Annotated in this window: 18 protein-coding genes; 16 read left to right on the forward strand and 2 right to left on the reverse strand. The window is 67.0% G+C overall.

What is annotated here, in order from left to right:
• Positions 1-17: 17 nt before the first annotated feature.
• Positions 18-590 carry a VOC family protein gene (locus ACHMW8_RS04160; RefSeq protein ID WP_395444840.1) on the forward strand — a complete coding sequence of 191 codons (573 nt, stop codon included), beginning with the start codon at positions 18-20 and terminating at the stop codon, positions 588-590.
• On the opposite strand, the gene ACHMW8_RS04165 is transcribed toward ACHMW8_RS04160, so the two are convergent.
• Positions 574-1,845, reverse strand: a complete 1,272-nt coding sequence (locus tag ACHMW8_RS04165; RefSeq protein ID WP_395444841.1) for a purine-cytosine permease family protein — start codon at positions 1,843-1,845, stop codon at positions 574-576. The two genes, ACHMW8_RS04160 and ACHMW8_RS04165, sit on opposite strands and share 17 nt — an antisense overlap.
• Positions 1,846-2,167: 322 nt before the next feature.
• On the opposite strand from ACHMW8_RS04165, the gene ACHMW8_RS04170 reads away from it, so the two are divergent.
• The 15 genes from ACHMW8_RS04170 (at position 2,168) to ACHMW8_RS04240 (ending at position 15,761) form a co-directional block, all read left to right on the forward strand.
• Entirely contained in the window at positions 2,168-3,343 is a 1,176-nt protein-coding gene (locus tag ACHMW8_RS04170; RefSeq protein ID WP_125155245.1) for a class I SAM-dependent methyltransferase, read from the forward strand.
• Between the two features lie 33 nt (positions 3,344-3,376).
• Positions 3,377-3,724, forward strand: a complete 348-nt coding sequence (locus tag ACHMW8_RS04175; protein WP_125155244.1) for a hypothetical protein — start codon at positions 3,377-3,379, stop codon at positions 3,722-3,724.
• A 317-nt stretch (positions 3,725-4,041) separates the two neighbouring features.
• A complete protein-coding gene (locus tag ACHMW8_RS04180; RefSeq protein WP_125155243.1) occupies positions 4,042-4,602 on the forward strand; it encodes a cysteine hydrolase family protein in 561 nt (186 codons plus the stop codon).
• Positions 4,603-4,619: 17 nt separating this feature from the next.
• Complete coding sequence (locus ACHMW8_RS04185) at positions 4,620-5,252, forward strand: isochorismatase family protein (RefSeq protein ID WP_395444842.1); 633 nt, start codon at positions 4,620-4,622, stop codon at positions 5,250-5,252.
• Positions 5,253-6,662: a 3-isopropylmalate dehydratase large subunit gene (gene leuC / locus ACHMW8_RS04190; RefSeq protein ID WP_395444843.1), complete on the forward strand. Its 1,410-nt coding sequence runs from the start codon at positions 5,253-5,255 to the stop codon at positions 6,660-6,662.
• Positions 6,663-6,664: 2 nt separating this feature from the next.
• Positions 6,665-7,282, forward strand: a complete 618-nt coding sequence (leuD, locus tag ACHMW8_RS04195; protein ID WP_125155240.1) for a 3-isopropylmalate dehydratase small subunit — start codon at positions 6,665-6,667, stop codon at positions 7,280-7,282.
• Positions 7,283-7,412: 130 nt separating this feature from the next.
• Entirely contained in the window at positions 7,413-7,760 is a 348-nt protein-coding gene (locus ACHMW8_RS04200) for an isocitrate lyase/phosphoenolpyruvate mutase family protein (protein WP_395444844.1), read from the forward strand.
• Positions 7,738-8,283, forward strand: a complete 546-nt coding sequence (locus tag ACHMW8_RS04205) for an oxaloacetate decarboxylase (RefSeq protein ID WP_395445893.1) — start codon at positions 7,738-7,740, stop codon at positions 8,281-8,283. The genes ACHMW8_RS04200 and ACHMW8_RS04205 overlap by 23 nt, the downstream gene beginning before the upstream one ends.
• A complete protein-coding gene (locus ACHMW8_RS04210) occupies positions 8,280-9,302 on the forward strand; it encodes an iron-containing alcohol dehydrogenase (RefSeq protein ID WP_395444845.1) in 1,023 nt (340 codons plus the stop codon). Before ACHMW8_RS04205 ends, ACHMW8_RS04210 begins: the two co-directional genes overlap by 4 nt.
• A complete protein-coding gene (locus ACHMW8_RS04215; protein ID WP_395444846.1) occupies positions 9,260-9,436 on the forward strand; it encodes an iron-containing alcohol dehydrogenase in 177 nt (58 codons plus the stop codon). Before ACHMW8_RS04210 ends, ACHMW8_RS04215 begins: the two co-directional genes overlap by 43 nt.
• Positions 9,437-9,495: 59 nt before the next feature.
• The gene (locus tag ACHMW8_RS04220) at positions 9,496-11,544 is read left to right on the forward strand and encodes a hydantoinase/oxoprolinase family protein (RefSeq protein ID WP_395444847.1); all 2,049 of its coding nucleotides are present in this window, start codon (positions 9,496-9,498) and stop codon (positions 11,542-11,544) included.
• A 10-nt stretch (positions 11,545-11,554) separates the two neighbouring features.
• Complete coding sequence (locus ACHMW8_RS04225) at positions 11,555-12,973, forward strand: hydantoinase B/oxoprolinase family protein (protein ID WP_395444848.1); 1,419 nt, start codon at positions 11,555-11,557, stop codon at positions 12,971-12,973.
• Entirely contained in the window at positions 12,927-13,430 is a 504-nt protein-coding gene (locus tag ACHMW8_RS04230) for a hydantoinase B/oxoprolinase family protein (RefSeq protein ID WP_395444849.1), read from the forward strand. Before ACHMW8_RS04225 ends, ACHMW8_RS04230 begins: the two co-directional genes overlap by 47 nt.
• Before the next feature lie 43 nt (positions 13,431-13,473).
• Positions 13,474-14,970 carry an NAD-dependent succinate-semialdehyde dehydrogenase gene (locus tag ACHMW8_RS04235; RefSeq protein ID WP_395444850.1) on the forward strand — a complete coding sequence of 499 codons (1,497 nt, stop codon included), beginning with the start codon at positions 13,474-13,476 and terminating at the stop codon, positions 14,968-14,970.
• 95 nt (positions 14,971-15,065) lie between these two features.
• Positions 15,066-15,761 (forward strand): dienelactone hydrolase family protein, encoded by a 696-nt coding sequence (locus ACHMW8_RS04240; protein WP_395444851.1) that lies wholly within the window; start codon positions 15,066-15,068, stop codon positions 15,759-15,761.
• On the opposite strand, the gene nagE is transcribed toward ACHMW8_RS04240, so the two are convergent.
• The gene (gene nagE, locus ACHMW8_RS04245) at positions 15,762-17,561 is read right to left on the reverse strand and encodes an N-acetylglucosamine-specific PTS transporter subunit IIBC (protein WP_395444852.1); all 1,800 of its coding nucleotides are present in this window, start codon (positions 17,559-17,561) and stop codon (positions 15,762-15,764) included. It lies immediately after the preceding gene.
• Position 17,562: the final 1 nt, after the last annotated feature.

The raw sequence follows: 17,562 nt of genomic DNA on the forward strand, positions 1-17,562 counted from the left end.
GTTCGAAGAGCTGAGCCATGATCACAGACCTGCATCACACGACCCTGTTCGTGAGCGACATCGATCGCTCGATCGACTTCTATCGCGACGTTCTCGGTCTGGAGCTCGTCAGCCGTTCGGACGCCTGGGGCGGAACCTATCTCGGCAAGGTGTGCGGCATGCCCGACACCGACATGAGGCTCAACATCGCGCTCATTGGCGTCGGTCCGAAAGGCAAGATCTTCGAGCTGATCGAGGTCCTGCAGCCGCTGGGCGAGCCGACCGACGTCTCATCGCGCGGCCGCGGCATCGCCCGTATCGGCTTTGAGGTCGATGACATCGATTCCGCTGTCGCCAAGCTGAAGGAACGTGGCGTCACCTTCCTCAGCGACGTCATCACCGTCGCGGTGGAAGAAGGTCAGCACTACTCGGACGGCAAGGCCGTGAAGTTCCTCGATCCGGACGGCATCGTGTTGGAACTGGCAGCAACCCCCGGTTCCTGGCCGGGTGACCTGAGACCGGCCGCCAGCGCGCGGCGTCTCCTGCCCCCACCTCCCCCGAGCACGCTCGCCGGCGCGCTCGGGGGAGTTTTTGTCAGGTGCGTTCGCTGACCAGTTGGGCCCGGCTGCCGGTCCGGCCCAACAGGCGATAAAGGCCAAAGGTGATCGCGAGCGTCACCGGGGAGGAGAAGCTCGCGACCGCCCCGCCGTTGGCCATCATGGTCAGGCCAACGGCCGCGCCGGCGAACCAGGCGACCAGACCTTGGGGAATGAAGGTCCGCGTTTCCACCGCCGTCGCGGCCTCCGACGACGAAATCGCGCGCGAGGTGATGTAGGCGAGAGCCACGCCCACCCAGGCGGTCAGGATCACGGCCTGATAGTTCACGGCGATCAGGATGTACTTCAGCACGTCGCTCGCCGCGGTGAAGGCGAACACCACGGCGCCCACGAGCAGCGTGCAGATCAGCCGAGGCACGCGCACGCGGAGGGCGTCCCGCAGGAAGGCTTGCAGATTGCTCGACGAGAGGAAGAAGTTCGCCGTGTTGATCCGGGTCTGGGTCACCCAGATGAACAGCAGGCCCAGCGGCCCGCCCAGCACCATCAGGCAGACGTCGATCACCGCTGTCTCGGACACCACCGCCATGTTGGCGCTGGCGGCCAGATAGATGCCGACGCTCATGTTCACCAGGAAGGTGGCCACGTAGAACGGGAAGCCAAAGGTGATCTTGGAGTGGTGTTCGATGTCCTCGGTCTTGCCGAACCGGCCGATGTCCAGCGTGATCATCATCAAGAGCTGCATGCCGAACACGGCGATGAAGCAATACCACCAGCCCGCTGGCGTCGGGTTCGCGGCCGGGATGTTCAGCCACTCGCGCGAATAGCCGAAGCGATGGATCGACATGGCGACCACCGCGATCAGGCCGATGACGTAGATCGGCAGCAGGACGGCGTTCAGCTTGTCGAGCCACTTCTGGATGCTGCCGACCGCGAGCGCGATGCTGTAGACGGCGATGATCGCGCAAGCTTGGACGTAGTTGATCGCGCTGAACACCTTGACCGCCGCAGCGGCCACGACCGCGCTTTCGAACACCGCGTAGTAGATCGCGATCACCGCGAAGATCAGGGTGGCGAGGGAGGCTCCCAGCGTTCCAAATATCCGGCGCGACAGCAGGTAACAGCTCTCGCCGCTTCGGATCGCGAAGCGTGAGAAGATGTAGCCGAGGCCGCTCAGGGCCACGACGCCGAGAAATGTCCCGATCAGGGCGTTGCGCGTCCCGAAGGTCGTGGCCAGGGTCGCGCCCAGCAGCAGGTAGAAGATCGCGCTGCAAAGCGAGAACCACACCATGGTGAGCGGACCACGGGACATTCTGTCCTCGTCGCTGACCCGTTTGGTCGCTGAATCGTGGGATTCGCTGTGAGCCATTCCCCGGTCTCCATCCTGGCTTTAAGGCGCGCGCGCCGTGGGGGCGCCCCCGAGGCGCCATGCCAGGCAGCCTGTTCGCGCGGCCCCTAACCACAATGTCGTTCGCAGATTTATCCGAGGTCCGGACAGTTTCGCGGTCCGGCATTGCTCGGCGTCGAGCGGTCGTCGCTAAATCGCCGGCGTGGGCTCATCAAGTCGCAGGCCTTGCTTCCTCAAGCCCACACGCCGCTGGCCTTCCGCAATGACTGATGTTGGAGTGACGAATATGGCTGTGACCGGAGAACTGACCGAACAGTTTGCTCACGCGGTTTTGCCCGAAACCACGTCGGAGGAATATTCACGGCAAGAGTTCGTGAAGTCGCTGAAATTCCACTTGGCGTCGACGGTCAGCCTCGGCATCAAGGCGGCCTATCAGGTGCGCGCCCAGCCGCAGTTCAAGCAGGCCAAGGGCCGCGAGCCGGAAACCTATCGTGAAGTCCAGCACGCCATGGCGGGCGAGCCCTACTACCAGTTCTGGAGCGCGATGCAGCGCAACAGTCAGGAAATGATGTGGAAGGCGGCGCAGGTGCCGGTCGAGCGCCAGCTCCCGTCCCTGATCGACGCCTTCAAGAACGCTTCGGGCTCGAAGGGCTCGCTGACACTGGATCCGACGCTCGAGACTCCGCGCTATCACCGCCTGGTCGACATCCACTGCATGCCAGGCGGCTACCACACCGAGTTCGCCGAGGAGGACATCGCCAACGGCGCCGTCTACGACCGCGCGGTCTATGTCTATGTGATGGGCCGCATGGGGCCGCTCAACTCCGATATCGGCGACAGCACCGCCAACTTCATCAAGGCCAAGTTCCCTGATCTGAAGCCGCGCCGGATCCTCGACATGGGCTGTGGCGTGGGCCACTCGACCCTTTCATACGTCGACGCCTATCCGGACGCGGAAGTCCACGGGATCGACGTCGGCGCACCGATGCTGCGCTATGCGCACGCCCGCGCGGAGTCGCTGGGCAAGCCCGTCCACTACAGCCAGCAGAACGCCGAGAAGATGAACTTCCCGGACGGCTACTTCGACCTGATCGTCAGCCATATCCTGGTCCACGAGACCAGCCACGTGGCGATCCGCAACATCATGCGGGAAACCAACCGACTGTTGTCGCCCGGCGGCGTCGTGGCCCACACCGAGACCCCGCCCTACCGCCAGTTGGAGCCCTTCGACGCCTTCATGCTCGATTGGGACACCCGCAACAACAACGAGCCCTTCTGGGGGGCCAGCCACGAGATCGTTCCGGCCGACATGGCCGAGGAAACCGGCTTCGAGGGCGCCAAGGCGTTCGAGGGCCTGCAACCCAGCGCCTACGAATCCGCCGACGCCCAGCGCACCAAGGTGTTCCAGGGCGGCGACTTTGGCGGCGGCGGAGCCTGGTACATCTGGGGCGTTCAGAAATAGACGCCGCGTCCGTTAGACCTCGGGAGTTTTTTCATGAATTTACAACAAGGGGCCAAGGGGGAGCGACCGCGTTATTTCGCCGACCCCGGCATCGACAAGGTGCTCTCGATGACGATGGCTCTGGCGGGCGAGGTCGCGGTGATGCGCGATCGCATCGACAGCCTTGAGCGTCTGCTGGAGACCCAGCAGCCCGTGAGCCGCGCGACTCTCGACGCCTATACGCCCGACGACGAGGCCCGCGCCGAACGGGACCATTGGCGCGCCCGGTTCCTCGACATCGTTCTGCGCGCCGTCCACCAGGAGCGGGAGGCCTTGGAGCGGCGACTGAACGCCCAGTCCTACACGGCCGTCATCGAGGACGTTGAAGCGACGACCGCATAGGCATGCGGTTTGTCTGGCGTCAGCTTCCGGAGCCCGTCTCTGGAAGTTGACGCCAGCATCGTTTCCTTTCTGTTCGGCGTTTCGGCCAGCGGCCCGATCGGCGGGCGCGACGCGGACGCCGGCCTTTGGCCTCCCACGACCGGCCGCCTAAGAAGCCACGCACCGAGGGTTGGCCGTGAGGCGGCGGTTCCCGGCGTTGGCGCGCAGAGCGCCTCAACACGTCAGCGACGTCACGCGAACTCTATCCAGACCGGTCGCCGACGAGGCGGAGCGGGACGATCGCCGGCAAAAGCGATTAGTAATCTTCAAGGAAATCAATGTCCGAGACCCATTCCAAGACCGCCGTTCTGTTCATGGACTTCCAACCCGGCATCATCGGTGGCTTGCCCAACAACAACGAACTGATCGCCACCGCGGCCGACGTGCTGGCGCGCGCGCGGGCCGCCAGCCTTCCAGTGATCTTCATCCGCGTCGCGTTTCGCCCTGGGCATCCGGAAGTCAGCGACCGCAACCAGATGTTCAGCGCGATCAAGAAGGCCGGCCGCATGCAGTTGACCGATCCGGCCAGCGAAATCGATCCGCGCCTGGCGCCGCTCGACACGGAGTTCGTGGTGGTGAAGCACCGCGTCGGCGCCTTCTACGGCACCGAACTGCAGCCGATCCTCAGCGCGCACGACATCGACACCCTTGTCCTGCTGGGCGTGGCCACGGGCGGGGTGGTGCTGTCCACGGTCCGCGCCGCCGCCGACCAGGACTATCGCCTGCTGGTGGTGCGCGACGGCTGCGCGGACGCCGATCCGCAGATCCACGAGACGCTCATGGACAAGGTGTTCCCCCGCCAGGCCCAGGTGGTCTCCGCCGCCGACCTGCCGTTTTGATCGGAAGAGCGGCGACCATGACCGGTCACGAAGACCTCGATGCGAACTACGCCGTCGCCTTCGACGGCGCCTTGCCCTTCGGCGAGCGCCCCGCGCTGCTGATCGTCGACGTGGTTGTCGCCTATCTGACACCTGGATCGCCGCTCTACGATCCGGCCTTCGAGACGGCGCTGGCCAGCAATGAACGGTTGGCCGCCGCAGCTCGCGCCGCGGGCGTGCCGGTGATCTTCACCAATGTCGTCTATCAGCCTGGCGGGGCCGACGGCGGCCTGTTCTACCGCAAGATTCCGGCGCTGAAGCTGTTCGACCGCGGTTCGGCCGCCGGCGCCTTCCCAGCCAGCCTTCAGCCGCTGCCGACCGAAACCGTCGTCTCGAAGCAGTACGCCTCGGCCTTCTTCGGCACCTCGCTCGGAACAACCCTCACCACCATGAGGGTCGACTGCCTGCTCATCACCGGGTTTTCCACGTCCGGCTGCGTCCGCGCCACCGCTCTGGACGCCATGCAGCATGGGTTCGCGCCCTTCGTCGTCAGCGACGCCTGCGGCGACCGTCACCGCGCGCCGCACGAGGCCAACCTGTTCGACCTGCGGGCCAAGTACGGCGAGGTGGTCACCGAGCGCGAGGCGATCGCGCTGATTGGAGAGACCTGAATGTCGGCGCCGGCGAAGACGCTCTACGACAAACTCTGGGATGACCACGTCGTGGCCGACGAGGGTGACGGCGTCTGCCTGCTCTATATCGATCGCCAGATCCTTCATGAGGTCTCCAGCCCCGTGGCCTTCGCTGGCCTGGAGGCGCGCGGCGCGAGCGTTCGTCGCCCCAAGGCGCAACTCGCCACCGTCGACCACGCCATCCCGACCAAGGACCGAGACAAGCCGGTCGCCGATCCTCTCGCGCGCTCCCAGATCGCGCTGCTTGAGAACAACGCGACCGCCCACGGGATCACCCTCTATGGCTCCAGAAGCCCGCGCCAGGGGATTGTCCACGTCGTTGGGCCCGAGCAGGGCTTCACCCAGCCGGGCATGACTCTGGTCTGCGGCGACAGCCACACGGCCACGCATGGCGCCTTCGGAACACTGGCATTCGGCGTCGGCACCTCCGAGATCGAATGCGTGCTGGCCACGCAGACGCTTCGCCAGTCCAGGTCTCGCAACATGGCGCTCAGGGCTACAGGAACGCTGGGTCGGGGCATCTCGGCCAAGGACCTGGCCATGGCCGCGGTGGGCCGCATCGGCGCGGGCGGCGGGTCCGGTTACGCGATCGAGTATATGGGCGCCGCCATCTCGGCCATGTCGATGGCCGCCCGCATGACCCTTTGCAACATGACGATCGAGGCCGGCTCCCGCATCGGCATGGTCGCGCCCGACGAGACCACCTTCGCCTTCCTTGAAGGCCGTCCCTTCGCGCCCAAGGGCCCGCTGTGGGACGAGGCCGTCGCCTATTGGCGCACGCTTCCCAGTGACACGCGGGCGCGCTTCGACCGGGTGCTGGAGATCGACGCCGGCGCGCTGGCGCCGCAAGTCACCTGGGGCGCCAGCCCCGACCTGGTGCTGCCGGTCACCGGCCGGACGCCCCATCCCGACAACGCCGCCAGTGCGCCGGAGCGAGAAAGCCTCCTGAAATCGCTCGCCTATATGGGTCTGACGCCCGACACCGCGCTGCAGGATATCTCCATCGACTACGCCTTCATCGGGTCGTGCACGAACAGCCGCCTCGAGGACCTTCGGGCGGCCGCCGAGATCGTGGCGGGAAAGCGCGTGGCCAAGCACGTCACGGCCCTGGTCGTCCCGGGCTCAAGCACGATCAAGCGCCAGGCCGAGGCCGAGGGGCTTGACCTGATCTTCCGCCAAGCCGGCTTCGAATGGCGCGACGCCGGCTGCTCCCTTTGCGTGGCCATGAACAACGACCGCCTCGCGCCGGGCCAGCGCAGCGCCTCGACCTCCAATCGCAACTTCGAGGGGCGGCAAGGCCCGGGCGCGCGCACGCACCTGATGAGCCCGATGATGGTCGCCGCAGCGGCGATCGCCGGGCATATCGTCGACGTGCGGGAGATCGGCTGACCATGGAGCCGTTCGTCAGCATCGCCTCGATCGCCGCGCCCTTGCCCGAGCGCGATATCGACACCGACATCATCTTCCCTGCCCGTTACCTGCTGCTGACCAGCAAGACCGGCCTGGGTCGATACGCCTTCTTCGAGCGGCGCTACGAGGCCGACGGCAAGACCGAAAAGGCCGACTTCCCGCTCAACCAACCCGCCTTCCGGGGCGCCCAGATTATCGTCTCCGGATCGAACTTCGGCTGCGGCTCCAGCCGCGAACACGCGGTCTGGGCCCTGGCCGATCTCGGTGTGAGGTGCGTCATCGCCGACAGCTTCGGCGACATCTTCTATTCGAACTGCTTCAAGAACGGCCTGCTGCCGGTGATGGTCACGCCCGGACAGCGCGCCGACCTGACGACCCGCGCCTCGGCGGGAGAATCTCTGGACGTGGACCTCGAACACCAGGAGATCCGCACCGCCGACGGCGGGGTCATCGCCTTCCGGGTGGACGGCTGGCGGCGGGAGGCCCTGCTAAACGGTTGGGACGAAATCGCCACGATCTCGCAGACGCGCGGCCAATCCATCGCCGCCTTCGAAGACGCGCAGAGGAGGCGGTCCTCCTGGCTCTACGCGGACGAGTGATCGCGGGGCGCGCGTATCCGGGCTGTCCGCATCGCGGATAGTCTCGCCTCCGTCCGAGCGAATTCCAGCCACTGGCCTAAGTCTCGCGACGTCGCGGACTTCGCGCGGCGCCTCGTTGCAGGGTTGTCAGATGGCCGATCCCATCATCCGGCGGAAGCTCGACCTTAAGGAGTTCTTCGTCGCGCCGGGCGTGCAGGACATGATTACCGCCGCCATCTGTCGGAAGGTCGGCTTCGAGGTGGTCTATGGCACGGGCTACTGGCTGACGGCCTCGGCCTATGGTCTGCCCGACGCGGGCATCGCCACCTACAGCCAGATGCTCGACCGCATGGCGACCGTGGTCCGCTCGTCGACCGGCGCGGTCATCGCCGACGCCGACACGGGCTACGGCGGCCTGCTCAACGTGCATCACACCGTACGCGGCTACGAGTTCCGCCGGCGTCACCGCGATCCAGCTGGAAGACCAGGAATTCCCTAAGAAGTGCGGCCACACCCCCTTCAAGCGGGTGATCTCGCTCGAGGACATGGTCGACAAGATCCGGGTCGCCGTGGATGCCCGCGAGGACAAGCAGAACTGTCTGATCATCGCACGCACCGACGCGCGGGCGAGCGAGGGTATGGACAAGGCCCTGAAGCGCGCCGAGGCCTACCGGAAGGCCGGCGCCGACGTCATCTTCTTCGAGGCGCCCCAAACCGAAGAGGAAATGCGCCGGGCCTGCGAGACCATCGATGCGCCGATGATGGCGAACATGGCCGATGGCGGAGTCACCCCGATCCTGCCGGCCCAGGTGCTGAAGGACATTGGCTACGCCTTCGCCATCTACCCCTCGATGACGAGCCTGGTCGGCGCCGCCGCGATGGAAGCGGCGCTCGTCAAGCTGAAGACCACGGGCGTCAGCGCCGACCCGGCGACCCCGATGTTCGACTTCAAGGAGTTCTGCGGCCTGATCGGCTTCGAGGAGGTCTGGGCCTTCGAACGCAAGTGGGGGGGACAGGCGTGACCGGCTTCACCTTCGAGACCACCCCACGCATCCTCTGTGAGGACGGCGCCAGCGGCAGGCTCGGCCAGCTCGCCGCCGAGCTCGGGATCAAGCGGCCACTGATCGTCACCGACCGCGGACTGTTTGAGCTTGGCGTCCTGGACGACGCGCTTGACAGCTTCAAGGCTGCGGGTTTGCCCGTCGAGCTGTTCCGCGATGTGCTCGCCGACCCGCCAGAAGCCTCGATCGAGGCCGCCGCGCGGTTCGCCAGGGCTCGCGACACCGACGGCGTGATAGGTCTCGGCGGCGGCAGCTCGATGGACACCGCCAAGCTGGTCGCCCTGCTGGCGGGCCTCGGCGGCCAGCCCCTGACGCAGGCCTATGGCGTGGAACGGGCGCGCGGCCCGCGCCTGCCGCTGATCCAGGTTCCGACCACCGCGGGCACCGGCTCGGAAGTCACCTCCATCGCCATTGTCACCACGCCGGACGATCAGAAGGTCGGCGTCGTTTCCCGCCTGCTCTATCCCGACATCGCCGTCCTGGACGCGACCCTGACGTTTGGCCTTCCGCCCCGCATCACGGCCATGACCGGCATCGACGCCATGGTCCACGCCATCGAGGGCTATACCAGCCGCATCAAGAAGAATCCGGTCTCCGACAGCCTGGCGCTGAAGGCGTTGGAACTGCTGTCGGGCTCGATCCGCGCCGCCGTGGCCGACGGGCGCGATGTCGTCGCCCGCCGCGCCATGCTGCAGGGCTCGCTTCTGGCCGGCATGGCTTTCGCAAACGCACCGGTGGGCGCGGTCCATGCGCTCGCCTACCCCATCGGCGGCCTGTTCCATGTGCCGCATGGCCTGAGCAACGCGCTCGTACTGTCGCCGGTGCTGGCGTTCAACCAGGAGGCGGCCCAGGCTCACTACGCCGAGCTCTGCCGCGTGGTCGCTCCGCGAGCCGCGGGCGCACCACCGAGGCCGCCGCCGCGGGCTTCGTCGCCGCCATGCGCCAGCTGGTCGCCGACATGCCCATGGAGCAGCGCCTGACCCAAGTCGGCGTCCGGCGCCAGGACATCGAGCGCATGGCGACCGACGCCATGAAGGTCTCGCGCCTGCTCGTGAACAACCCCCGCGACGTCAGCCACCAGGACGCCGTGGATCTCTATCTCAAGGCGCTCTGAGGCGTCGAACCGACAGATCGAAAGGGCGGGGGCGACCCCGCCCTCGGGAGCAGATCAGAATGGCGTATCGATTGGGTGTTGATGTCGGCGGGACCTTCACGGACCTGCTGTTGCTCGAGGAGCGGACCGGCGCGTTCTGGCGGCACAAGACGCCATCCACGCCCGCCGACAGCTCCATCGGAATCCTGAATGGCGTAACCGCCATCTGCGAGGCCGCGGGCGTCGCGCCGGCCGACATCGAGGTTTTCCTGCACGGCACGACCGTCGCCACCAACGCGGTGCTGGAAGGCAAGGGCGCCCGCGTCGGCCTGATCGTCACCCGAGGCTACCGTCAGATCATGCAGATCGCGCGCAGCTTCGTACCCGGCGGCCTGGCCGGCTGGGTGGTGTGGAACAAGCCCTCGCCGCTCGCGGCCCTCGTTGACACCTTCGAGATCGGCGGTCGCATGGACGCCCGCGGCGCCGAGCTCGAGCCCATCGACGAGGCCGAAATACGATCGGCGCTCGAACGTCTCAAGGCCCAGGGCGTGGAAGCGATCACGGTCTCCCTGATGAACGCTTACCTGAACGGGGCCCACGAAAGGCGCGTCGGCGAGCTGGCGGCCGAGATCATGGGCGATGTCCCGACCTCGCTGAGCCACGAGGTCCTGCCCGAGATGCAGGAATACGAACGCACGCTCACCACGGTGGCGAACGCCAGCGTCCGGCCCATCGTCGGACGCTATGTCCGCAATCTGCGCACGAAGTTGCGCGACGCGGGCGTGGCCGGAAAGCTCTCCCTGCTGCGTTCGGACGGCGGCCTGATGTCGTCGGAGAAGTCCGAGCACCATCCGGTCTCGCTCCTGATGTCGGGCCCAGCGGGCGGTGTCACCGGCGCGCTCTGGGTCGGCAAGAAGGCTGGCATCCACAACATCCTCACCTTGGATGTCGGCGGGACGTCGACGGACGTCGCCCTGATCGAGAACCTGGACGCGCGCCGCGTCCGCACGACGGAGGTCGGCCACCTCTCGGTCCGCGCCTCGGCTCTGGACGTGAAGACCGTCGGCGCCGGCGGCGGCTCCATCGCCTATGTTCCCGAACTGACCAAGGCCCTTCGCGTCGGCCCGCAATCGGCCGGCGCCGTGCCCGGACCGGTGGCCTATGGCAAGGGCGGGACCCTTCCGACCGTGACCGACGCCAATGTCGTTCTGGGCTATTTGCCCGAGGCCCTGCTCGGCGGGACCTTCAAGCTCGACCGCGAAGGCTCTGTCCGCGCCGTGCAGACAATCGCCGACGCGCTTGGCATCGGGCTCTATGAAGCCGCGCGCGGCATCATCGACATCGTCAACGAGAACATGTTCGGCGCTCTGCGCATGATCTCGGTCCAGCAGGGCTATGATCCGCGCGATTTCGCCCTCATGGGCTTTGGCGGCGCGGGTCCCTTGCACGTCAACGCCGTGGCCCGCCTGATGGGCAGCTGGCCGGCGATCTCGCCGGTTTCCCCGGGGGTGCTCTGCGCGCTTGGCGACGCGACCACCCGGATGCGCACCGAGACCGCCCGCTCGTTCTCGCGGCGATTCGACCAGACGACGTCGGAGGAAGTCATCGCCCTGCTCGAGGAGATGGCGCGCCAGACCCGCGACGAACTCATGGCGGACGGCCTGCCCGAGGCCGAGATCACCTCGCTCTTCGAGATCGACGTCCGCTACGAGGGACAGGCCTTCGAAGTGCCGCTCGCCATTGATCCGGAGACCTTGCGGCGCGATGGCCTGGCTGGCGTGACCTCGAGGTTCGATGAGGAGCACCAACGGCTCTTCACCTTCAAGATGGATACCCCGCACGAGCTCGTGAACCTGCGGGCCGTGGCGCTCGGGACCGCTCTGGACCTTCCGGCGGCCGAGCCGCCTCAGGGGACCGGCGACCCCATCGCCGCCAAGATCCGCGACCATGAGCTCTGGATCGACGGGCGGATGCACCCGGCTGTGATCTATGAGCGCGCCAAGCTCCGCAAAGGCGACGTGATTCCGGGGCCGGCGATCGTCACCGAGATGGATTCCACCACCCTGATCGAGCTCGGCTGCGTCGGCACGGTCGACGCTATCGGCAACATCCTGATCACTCTGGCTTGAGGAGCAGACCATGCCCGCCACGATCATCCAGAGCAATTCGACGCCGTTCGAGAAGATCGCCATCGACCCGGTGACCCTCGAGGTCATCGAGAACGCCCTGCGCAACGCCCGCGTCGAGATGGACGCCACACTGGTGCGCACGGCCATGTCGCCCGGCATTCGCGAGCAAGGCGACGCCTTCCCCCTGATCGCCGATCACAAGGGTCGCATGGTCGTGGGCCAGTTCGGCTCCTACATCGGCCCGTTTCTCGAAGGCTTCGAGGGCACGGTCCAGGACGGCGACATGATCTTCCTCTCCGACCCCTACTCGGTCGGCGGCGCGATCAGTCATTCCAACGACTGGCTGGTGCTGCTGCCGGTGTTCAAGGACGGCCGGCTGATCGCCTACACGTCGATGTTCGGCCACCAGTCCGACATCGGTGGCAAGGTGGTGGGCTCCATGCCGATCGACGCCCGCTCCATCTTCGAGGAGGGTGTCCGCATCCCGCCCGTGAAGATCTGGAAAGCCGGGGTCTACAACGAGGACCTGATCCGCCTGGTCATGCACCAGACCCGCAAGCCCGATTGGTGCGCGGCGGATCTCAACGCCCTGGTCGCGGCTTGCCGCGTGGCCTCGCGCCGGGTGATCGAGCTCGCCGAGCGTTTCGGCGACGACGTCTATGTGTCCGCCACCGAAGAGCTGCTGGCCCGCAACTACCGCGCCATGAAGCAGCTGATCCTGACCTCAGTCAGCGAGGAGGCGGTCAGCTTTGAAGACTATGTCTGCGACGACGGTCTCGGCTATGGGCCCTACAAGATCCGTTGCACCATGCAGCGCGTGGGCGAGAAGGTCGTGCTCGACTTCTCCGGCACCGATCCCCAGAGCCAGGCCTCTATCAACTTCTTCCTCAACGAGAACATGCTGCGCATGTTCTTCGGCATCTACATGATCATGGTCTTCGACCCGCAGATCCTGTTCAACGACGGCTTCTACGACCTGATCGAGGTGCATATCCCGGAAGGCTCGCTGCTGAAGCCCGCCTTCCCCGCGGCGCTTTCAGGCCGCACTCACGCGCTCGGCCGCATCTTCGACATCCTGGGAGGGCTGCTCGGCCAGAAGACGCCCGAGTTCCTGACCGCGGCGGGCTTCTCGTCCTCGCCGCACCTCTTCTATTCGGGCTTCGACGCCAAGGGGCGGTGGTTCCAGCTCTTCCAGATCGGGTTCGGCGGCATCCCCGGCCGGCCCATCGGCGACGGCCCGGACGGCCACTCGCTCTGGCCGGGCTTCACCAACGTGCCCAACGAGTTCCTGGAGCGCTACTTCCCGCTCGTCATCGAACGCTACGAGACCGTGGCCGACTTCCGGCGGCCCCGGTCTTCATCGAGGCGGCAACGGCATCCACATGACCTACCGGTTCCTGGAGCCCGGCACGATCGCCATCCACGATGATCGCTGGTTCATCCCGCCCTGGGGCGTGAACGGCGGCGAACCGGGAGCTCGCGCGCGCAAGCTCCTGGAAAAGGCTGATGGTACGACCACCGTCGTTGGCAACAAGGTCGAGGATGTGCCGGTCGAGGCCGACGACCGCCTACATTTCATCACCTGGGGCGGTGGCGGCTGGGGCGATCCCCTAGATCGCGATCCGTCCCTCGTGGCGCTGGAAGTGACGCAAGGCCTGGTCACGGTCGAGGGCGCCCGCCGCTATGGCGTGGTGATCGCGGACGGCGGACTGGACGCGAGCGCGACCTCCGCGCTCAGATCCCGGATGCGCGCCGCGCGTCCCGCCGAGCAGGGCGTGTTCAACTACGGTCCCGACCTGGAGACCTTGCGCCGTAACTGCCTGGCCGAGACCGGCTTGGAGGCTCCCAAGCCGCCGATCCGGCCGACGCGCCTCGCCGCCGAGTGACCTCGCGGCGATGCAAGCCGGGGAGAGCATCCGGACGGTGGAGATGTTCCAGGACATGGGGGTGGGTGTGAACGTGCGGAATGTCAGCCGAATTCCTGGTCTGCAGCGTGCCGACCTGGTCCGTAGCGAGGCGTTCATCGGTGGCGCGTGGGTTGGAGCCGAGAGCCGGATTCTAGTCGACAACCCCGCGGACGGCTCGGTCGTCGGCGACGTCCCCAACCTCGGCGCGGCCGAAGCGATGGACGCCGTGACCGCCGCCCGGGATGCGATGCCCGGCTGGCAGGCGCTAACCGGCAAGGCGCGCGGTGAGGTCCTTCGCCGCTGGTCCCAACTCATGCTGGCGCACGCCGAGGATCTGGCCCGGATCATGACCGGCGAGCAGGGCAAGCCGTTGACGGAGGCCCGAGGCGAGGTCGCTTACGCCGCGAGCTTCCTCGAATGGTTCGCCGAGGAGGCGCGTCGCGTGAACGGCGATGTCCTGACCCCGCACGCCGCGGACAAAAGGCTCACGGTGCTGCGGCGGCCCGTGGGGGTGGTGGCGGCGATCACGCCCTGGAACTTCCCTCTGGCGATGATCACGCGAAAGGCCGGGCCGGCCCTGGCGGTTGGCTGCGCGATGGTTCTCAAGCCTTCGGAGCTCACCCCCCTGTCGGCGCTCGCGCTTGCGAAGCTCGCCGAGGAAGCGGGCGTCCCGCCCGGCGTGTTCAACGTGATCACGGGCGAGGCCGCCCCGATCGGCGAGGTGCTGACCGGCGACCCTCGCGTCCGCAAGTTCACCTTCACGGGATCGACGGCGGTCGGGAAGATGCTCGCTGCACGATGCATGGCGACGGTCAAACGGGTGTCGCTGGAACTCGGCGGCAATGCGCCTTTCATCGTCTTCGACGACGCCGATATCGAGGCCGCGGTGGACGGCGCGGTCGCCTCGAAGTTCCGCAATACCGGCCAGACCTGCGTCTGCGCCAATCGGTTTTTCGTCCAGACGGGCATCCACGATCGCTTCGCCGCCGCCCTCGCCGAGCGCGTCGGCGGCTTCCGGCTCGGCTCCGGCCTGACAGGTGAATTCGACCAGGGCCCCCTCATCGACGCGCGGGCCGTCGCCAAGGTTCGCGCTCACATCGCCGATGCGGTTGAAGCCGGCGCGCGCATCCTGACCGGGGGCCAGTCGGCGGGTGGACTGTTCTTCGAGCCGACCGTGCTCGTGGACGTGAAGCCGGATGCCCTGGTGAACCGCGAGGAAACGTTCGGGCCCCTGGCGGCCATAACGCGGTTCGAGACGGAGAGCGAGGCCGTCCGAATGGCCAACGACACCTCGGCCGGGCTCGCCGCCTACCTCTTCACCAAGGACATGTCTCGAAGCGTGAGGCTAAGCGAAGCGCTTGAATGCGGCATGGTCGGCCTGAATACCGGTCTGATCTCGACCGAGATCGCGCCATTCGGCGGGATCAAGGAGTCTGGCATGGGACGAGAGGGATCGCGATATGGACTGGAGGACTACCTCGACCTGAAGCTCGTCTGCGCCGAGGTCGACCTCGAATAGTCGACGCTCACACGGTCCGACAGGATCGTTCAAGCGTGGGCGCGCGCCAAGGTCGAAACTCGCGGCATCCCCAGATCCGCCGCAGGAGCGCGACCGTGTCCGAGTATCTGACCATCACTGTCCCCGATGGCGACTTCCAGGCCCTGGTGGCGCGTCCCCGTTCGGAGCCCGCCCCGGCCATCGTCCTCATTCAGGAGATCTTTGGCGTCAATGACGGCATAAAGCAGATCGCCGGCGAGCTGGCCGCCCAGGGCTATATCGTCATCGCCCCCGACCTCTTCTGGCGCTTTGAACCCGGCCTGGCGATGTCCGAGGCCTCGCCCGAAAACTGGGAGAAGGCCTTCGGCTTCTACAACCGCTTCGACTTCGACAAGGGCGTCCAGGACGTGGTCGCCACGATCAAGGCCGCGCGGACGATCGACGGCGCCAACGGCAAGGTCGGGGTGACCGGTTACTGCCTGGGCGGACTGATGACGTTCCGTACCATGGCGGCCAGCGACGCCGATGTCGGCGTGGTCTATTACGGCGGCGGGACCGACAACTACGTGGCCGAGGGCGCGCGCATCAAGAAGCCGCTGCTGATGCACTTGGCCGGCGAAGATGAATATATCGGCAAGGAGGCCCAGGCGAAGATCCATGACGCCCTGGACGGCCATCCGCTCATCCAGATCCACACCTATCCCGGCCGCAACCACGCCTTCGCCCGGCCCGGCGGCGACCACTATGACGAGGCCGACGCCAAGCTCGCCAACGCCCGCTCGGCGGCCTTCTTCAAGGCCCATCTGTTCTAGCTAGGGCAACTGGCGGCGCACCGCTTCGCCGACGCGCTCGGCGTCGGGACCCAGCACGACGTGGACGACGTGTTCGCCGACCCGGACCACGCCGCGCGCGCCCAGGGCCTTCAGCGCCGGTTCGCTGACCGCGCCCTGGTCGGCGACGACCAGGCGCAGACGACTGGAGCAGGTCCCGACACTTCTCAGGTTCGTGGGCCCGCCCAGGGCGCTCAGCAGCTTCTCGGCCTTGCGGTCGTCGTCGATGCTGGGCGCCGCCGCGGGGGCGGCCCTGGCGACCGCGGGCGTCGCGGGCGCGGGCGCCCTCGCGTCACCTCGGCTCAGGGCTGCGCGGATCTCGCCGGCGACGCTGTCGGCGATCGGGCCCAGAACGACTTGCAGCGCCTTGTCGGAGGGCTTGACGATACCGCGCGCGCCGAGGGCCTTCAGAGCCGGTTCGCTGACCGCGCCCTGGTCGACGACGATCAGGCGCAGGCGGGTGGTGCAGGCGTCGACGCTGGTCAGGTTGCCCGCGCCGCCCAAGGCCGCCACGAAGTCCGCGCCCCGGCCGCCGCCAGTGGTGACGGTCTCGACGGCGACGGCCTCCTCGTCCTCGCGGCCAGGGGTCTTGAGGTCGAAGCGGAGGATCGCGAAGCGGAAGACGCCATAGTAGATCGCGCCATAGACCAGACCGACCGGGATCAGCAGCAGCGGGTGCGTGGCCTTGTTGAAGTTCAGCACATAGTCGAACAGGCCCGCCGAGAAGCCGAAGCCCAGCTTCACGTCGAGAATGTTCATGAGGGCCATCGACAGGCCCGTCAGCACCGCGTGGATCGCGAACAGCGCCGGGGCCAGGAACATGAAGCTGAACTCGATCGGCTCGGTCACCCCGGTCAGGAACGAGGTCAGGGCCAGCGAGCCCAGCATGCCGGCGACGGCCTTGCGCCGCTCGGGCTTGGCGGTGTGCAGCATGGCCAGGCACGCGGCCGGCAGGCCGAACATCATCACCGGGAAGAAGCCGCTCATGAACGCGCCGGCGGTCTTGTCGCCGGCGGCGAAGCGGTTGAGGTCGCCAGTGACGCCATTGAAGTCGCCCAGGATGAACCAGACCACGTTGTTGAGGATATGGTGCAGGCCGGTGACGATCAGCAGGCGGTTGAATAGGCCGAAGACGAACAGACCGACATTGCCCGACGCCGTGACCAGATGGCTCAGCCCGTCGACGCCGGCCTCCAGAGCGCCCCAGCACGAGCCGAAGATCAGGGCCAGGATCACGCCCGCCAGGCCGGCCACGATCGGCACGAACCGACGGCCGCCGAAGAAAGCCAGGTACTCCGGCAGCTTGATGTCGCTGTAGCGGTTGTAGAGCCAGCCGCTGATCACGCCCGACAGGATGCCGACGGGGATCGACAGCTTGCCGATCTCCTTGGCCTTCCAGGCCGCCGCCGTCAGGTCCTTGGCCTCGGCGACCACCTTGGCGGCGACCTCGGGAGGGACGACCATCAGGGCGTCGACGCCCTTGGTGGCGATCACGTAGCAGACGACGCCGGCCAGGCCCGCCGCGCCATGATTCTCCCTGGCCAGACCCACGGCCACGCCAATGGCGAAGATCAGGCCCAGGCTGCCAAAGATCGCGCCGCCGGCGGCGGCGAAGACATTGGCGATGCTCAGCGAGACGCCGTGGGTGATGACGGCCAGCCCCGGCGCGCCCAGCAGGTCGATCTGGCCGACGCGCAGCAGCAGCGCCGCCACCGGCAGCACCGCGATCGGCAACATCAGGGCCCGGCCCAAGGGCTGAAGGATCTCGAGCGGAGACTTCATC

The sequence above is a fragment of the Caulobacter sp. UC70_42 genome (assembly GCF_044056025.1).
In the GTDB taxonomy this organism is placed as follows: Bacteria; Pseudomonadota; Alphaproteobacteria; order Caulobacterales; family Caulobacteraceae; genus Caulobacter.

Coding starts and splice junctions, on each gene's coding strand:
- ACHMW8_RS04160 (WP_395444840.1), top strand. CDS start 18: ATGATCACAGACCTGCATCACACGACCCTGTTCGTGAGCGACATCGAT.
- ACHMW8_RS04165 (WP_395444841.1), bottom strand. CDS start 1,845: ATGTCCCGTGGTCCGCTCACCATGGTGTGGTTCTCGCTTTGCAGCGCG.
- ACHMW8_RS04170 (WP_125155245.1), top strand. CDS start 2,168: ATGGCTGTGACCGGAGAACTGACCGAACAGTTTGCTCACGCGGTTTTG.
- ACHMW8_RS04175 (WP_125155244.1), top strand. CDS start 3,377: ATGAATTTACAACAAGGGGCCAAGGGGGAGCGACCGCGTTATTTCGCC.
- ACHMW8_RS04180 (WP_125155243.1), top strand. CDS start 4,042: ATGTCCGAGACCCATTCCAAGACCGCCGTTCTGTTCATGGACTTCCAA.
- ACHMW8_RS04185 (WP_395444842.1), top strand. CDS start 4,620: ATGACCGGTCACGAAGACCTCGATGCGAACTACGCCGTCGCCTTCGAC.
- leuC (WP_395444843.1), top strand. CDS start 5,253: ATGTCGGCGCCGGCGAAGACGCTCTACGACAAACTCTGGGATGACCAC.
- leuD (WP_125155240.1), top strand. CDS start 6,665: ATGGAGCCGTTCGTCAGCATCGCCTCGATCGCCGCGCCCTTGCCCGAG.
- ACHMW8_RS04200 (WP_395444844.1), top strand. CDS start 7,413: ATGGCCGATCCCATCATCCGGCGGAAGCTCGACCTTAAGGAGTTCTTC.
- ACHMW8_RS04215 (WP_395444846.1), top strand. CDS start 9,260: ATGCGCCAGCTGGTCGCCGACATGCCCATGGAGCAGCGCCTGACCCAA.
- ACHMW8_RS04220 (WP_395444847.1), top strand. CDS start 9,496: ATGGCGTATCGATTGGGTGTTGATGTCGGCGGGACCTTCACGGACCTG.
- ACHMW8_RS04225 (WP_395444848.1), top strand. CDS start 11,555: ATGCCCGCCACGATCATCCAGAGCAATTCGACGCCGTTCGAGAAGATC.
- ACHMW8_RS04230 (WP_395444849.1), top strand. CDS start 12,927: ATGACCTACCGGTTCCTGGAGCCCGGCACGATCGCCATCCACGATGAT.
- ACHMW8_RS04235 (WP_395444850.1), top strand. CDS start 13,474: ATGTTCCAGGACATGGGGGTGGGTGTGAACGTGCGGAATGTCAGCCGA.
- nagE (WP_395444852.1), bottom strand. CDS start 17,561: ATGAAGTCTCCGCTCGAGATCCTTCAGCCCTTGGGCCGGGCCCTGATG.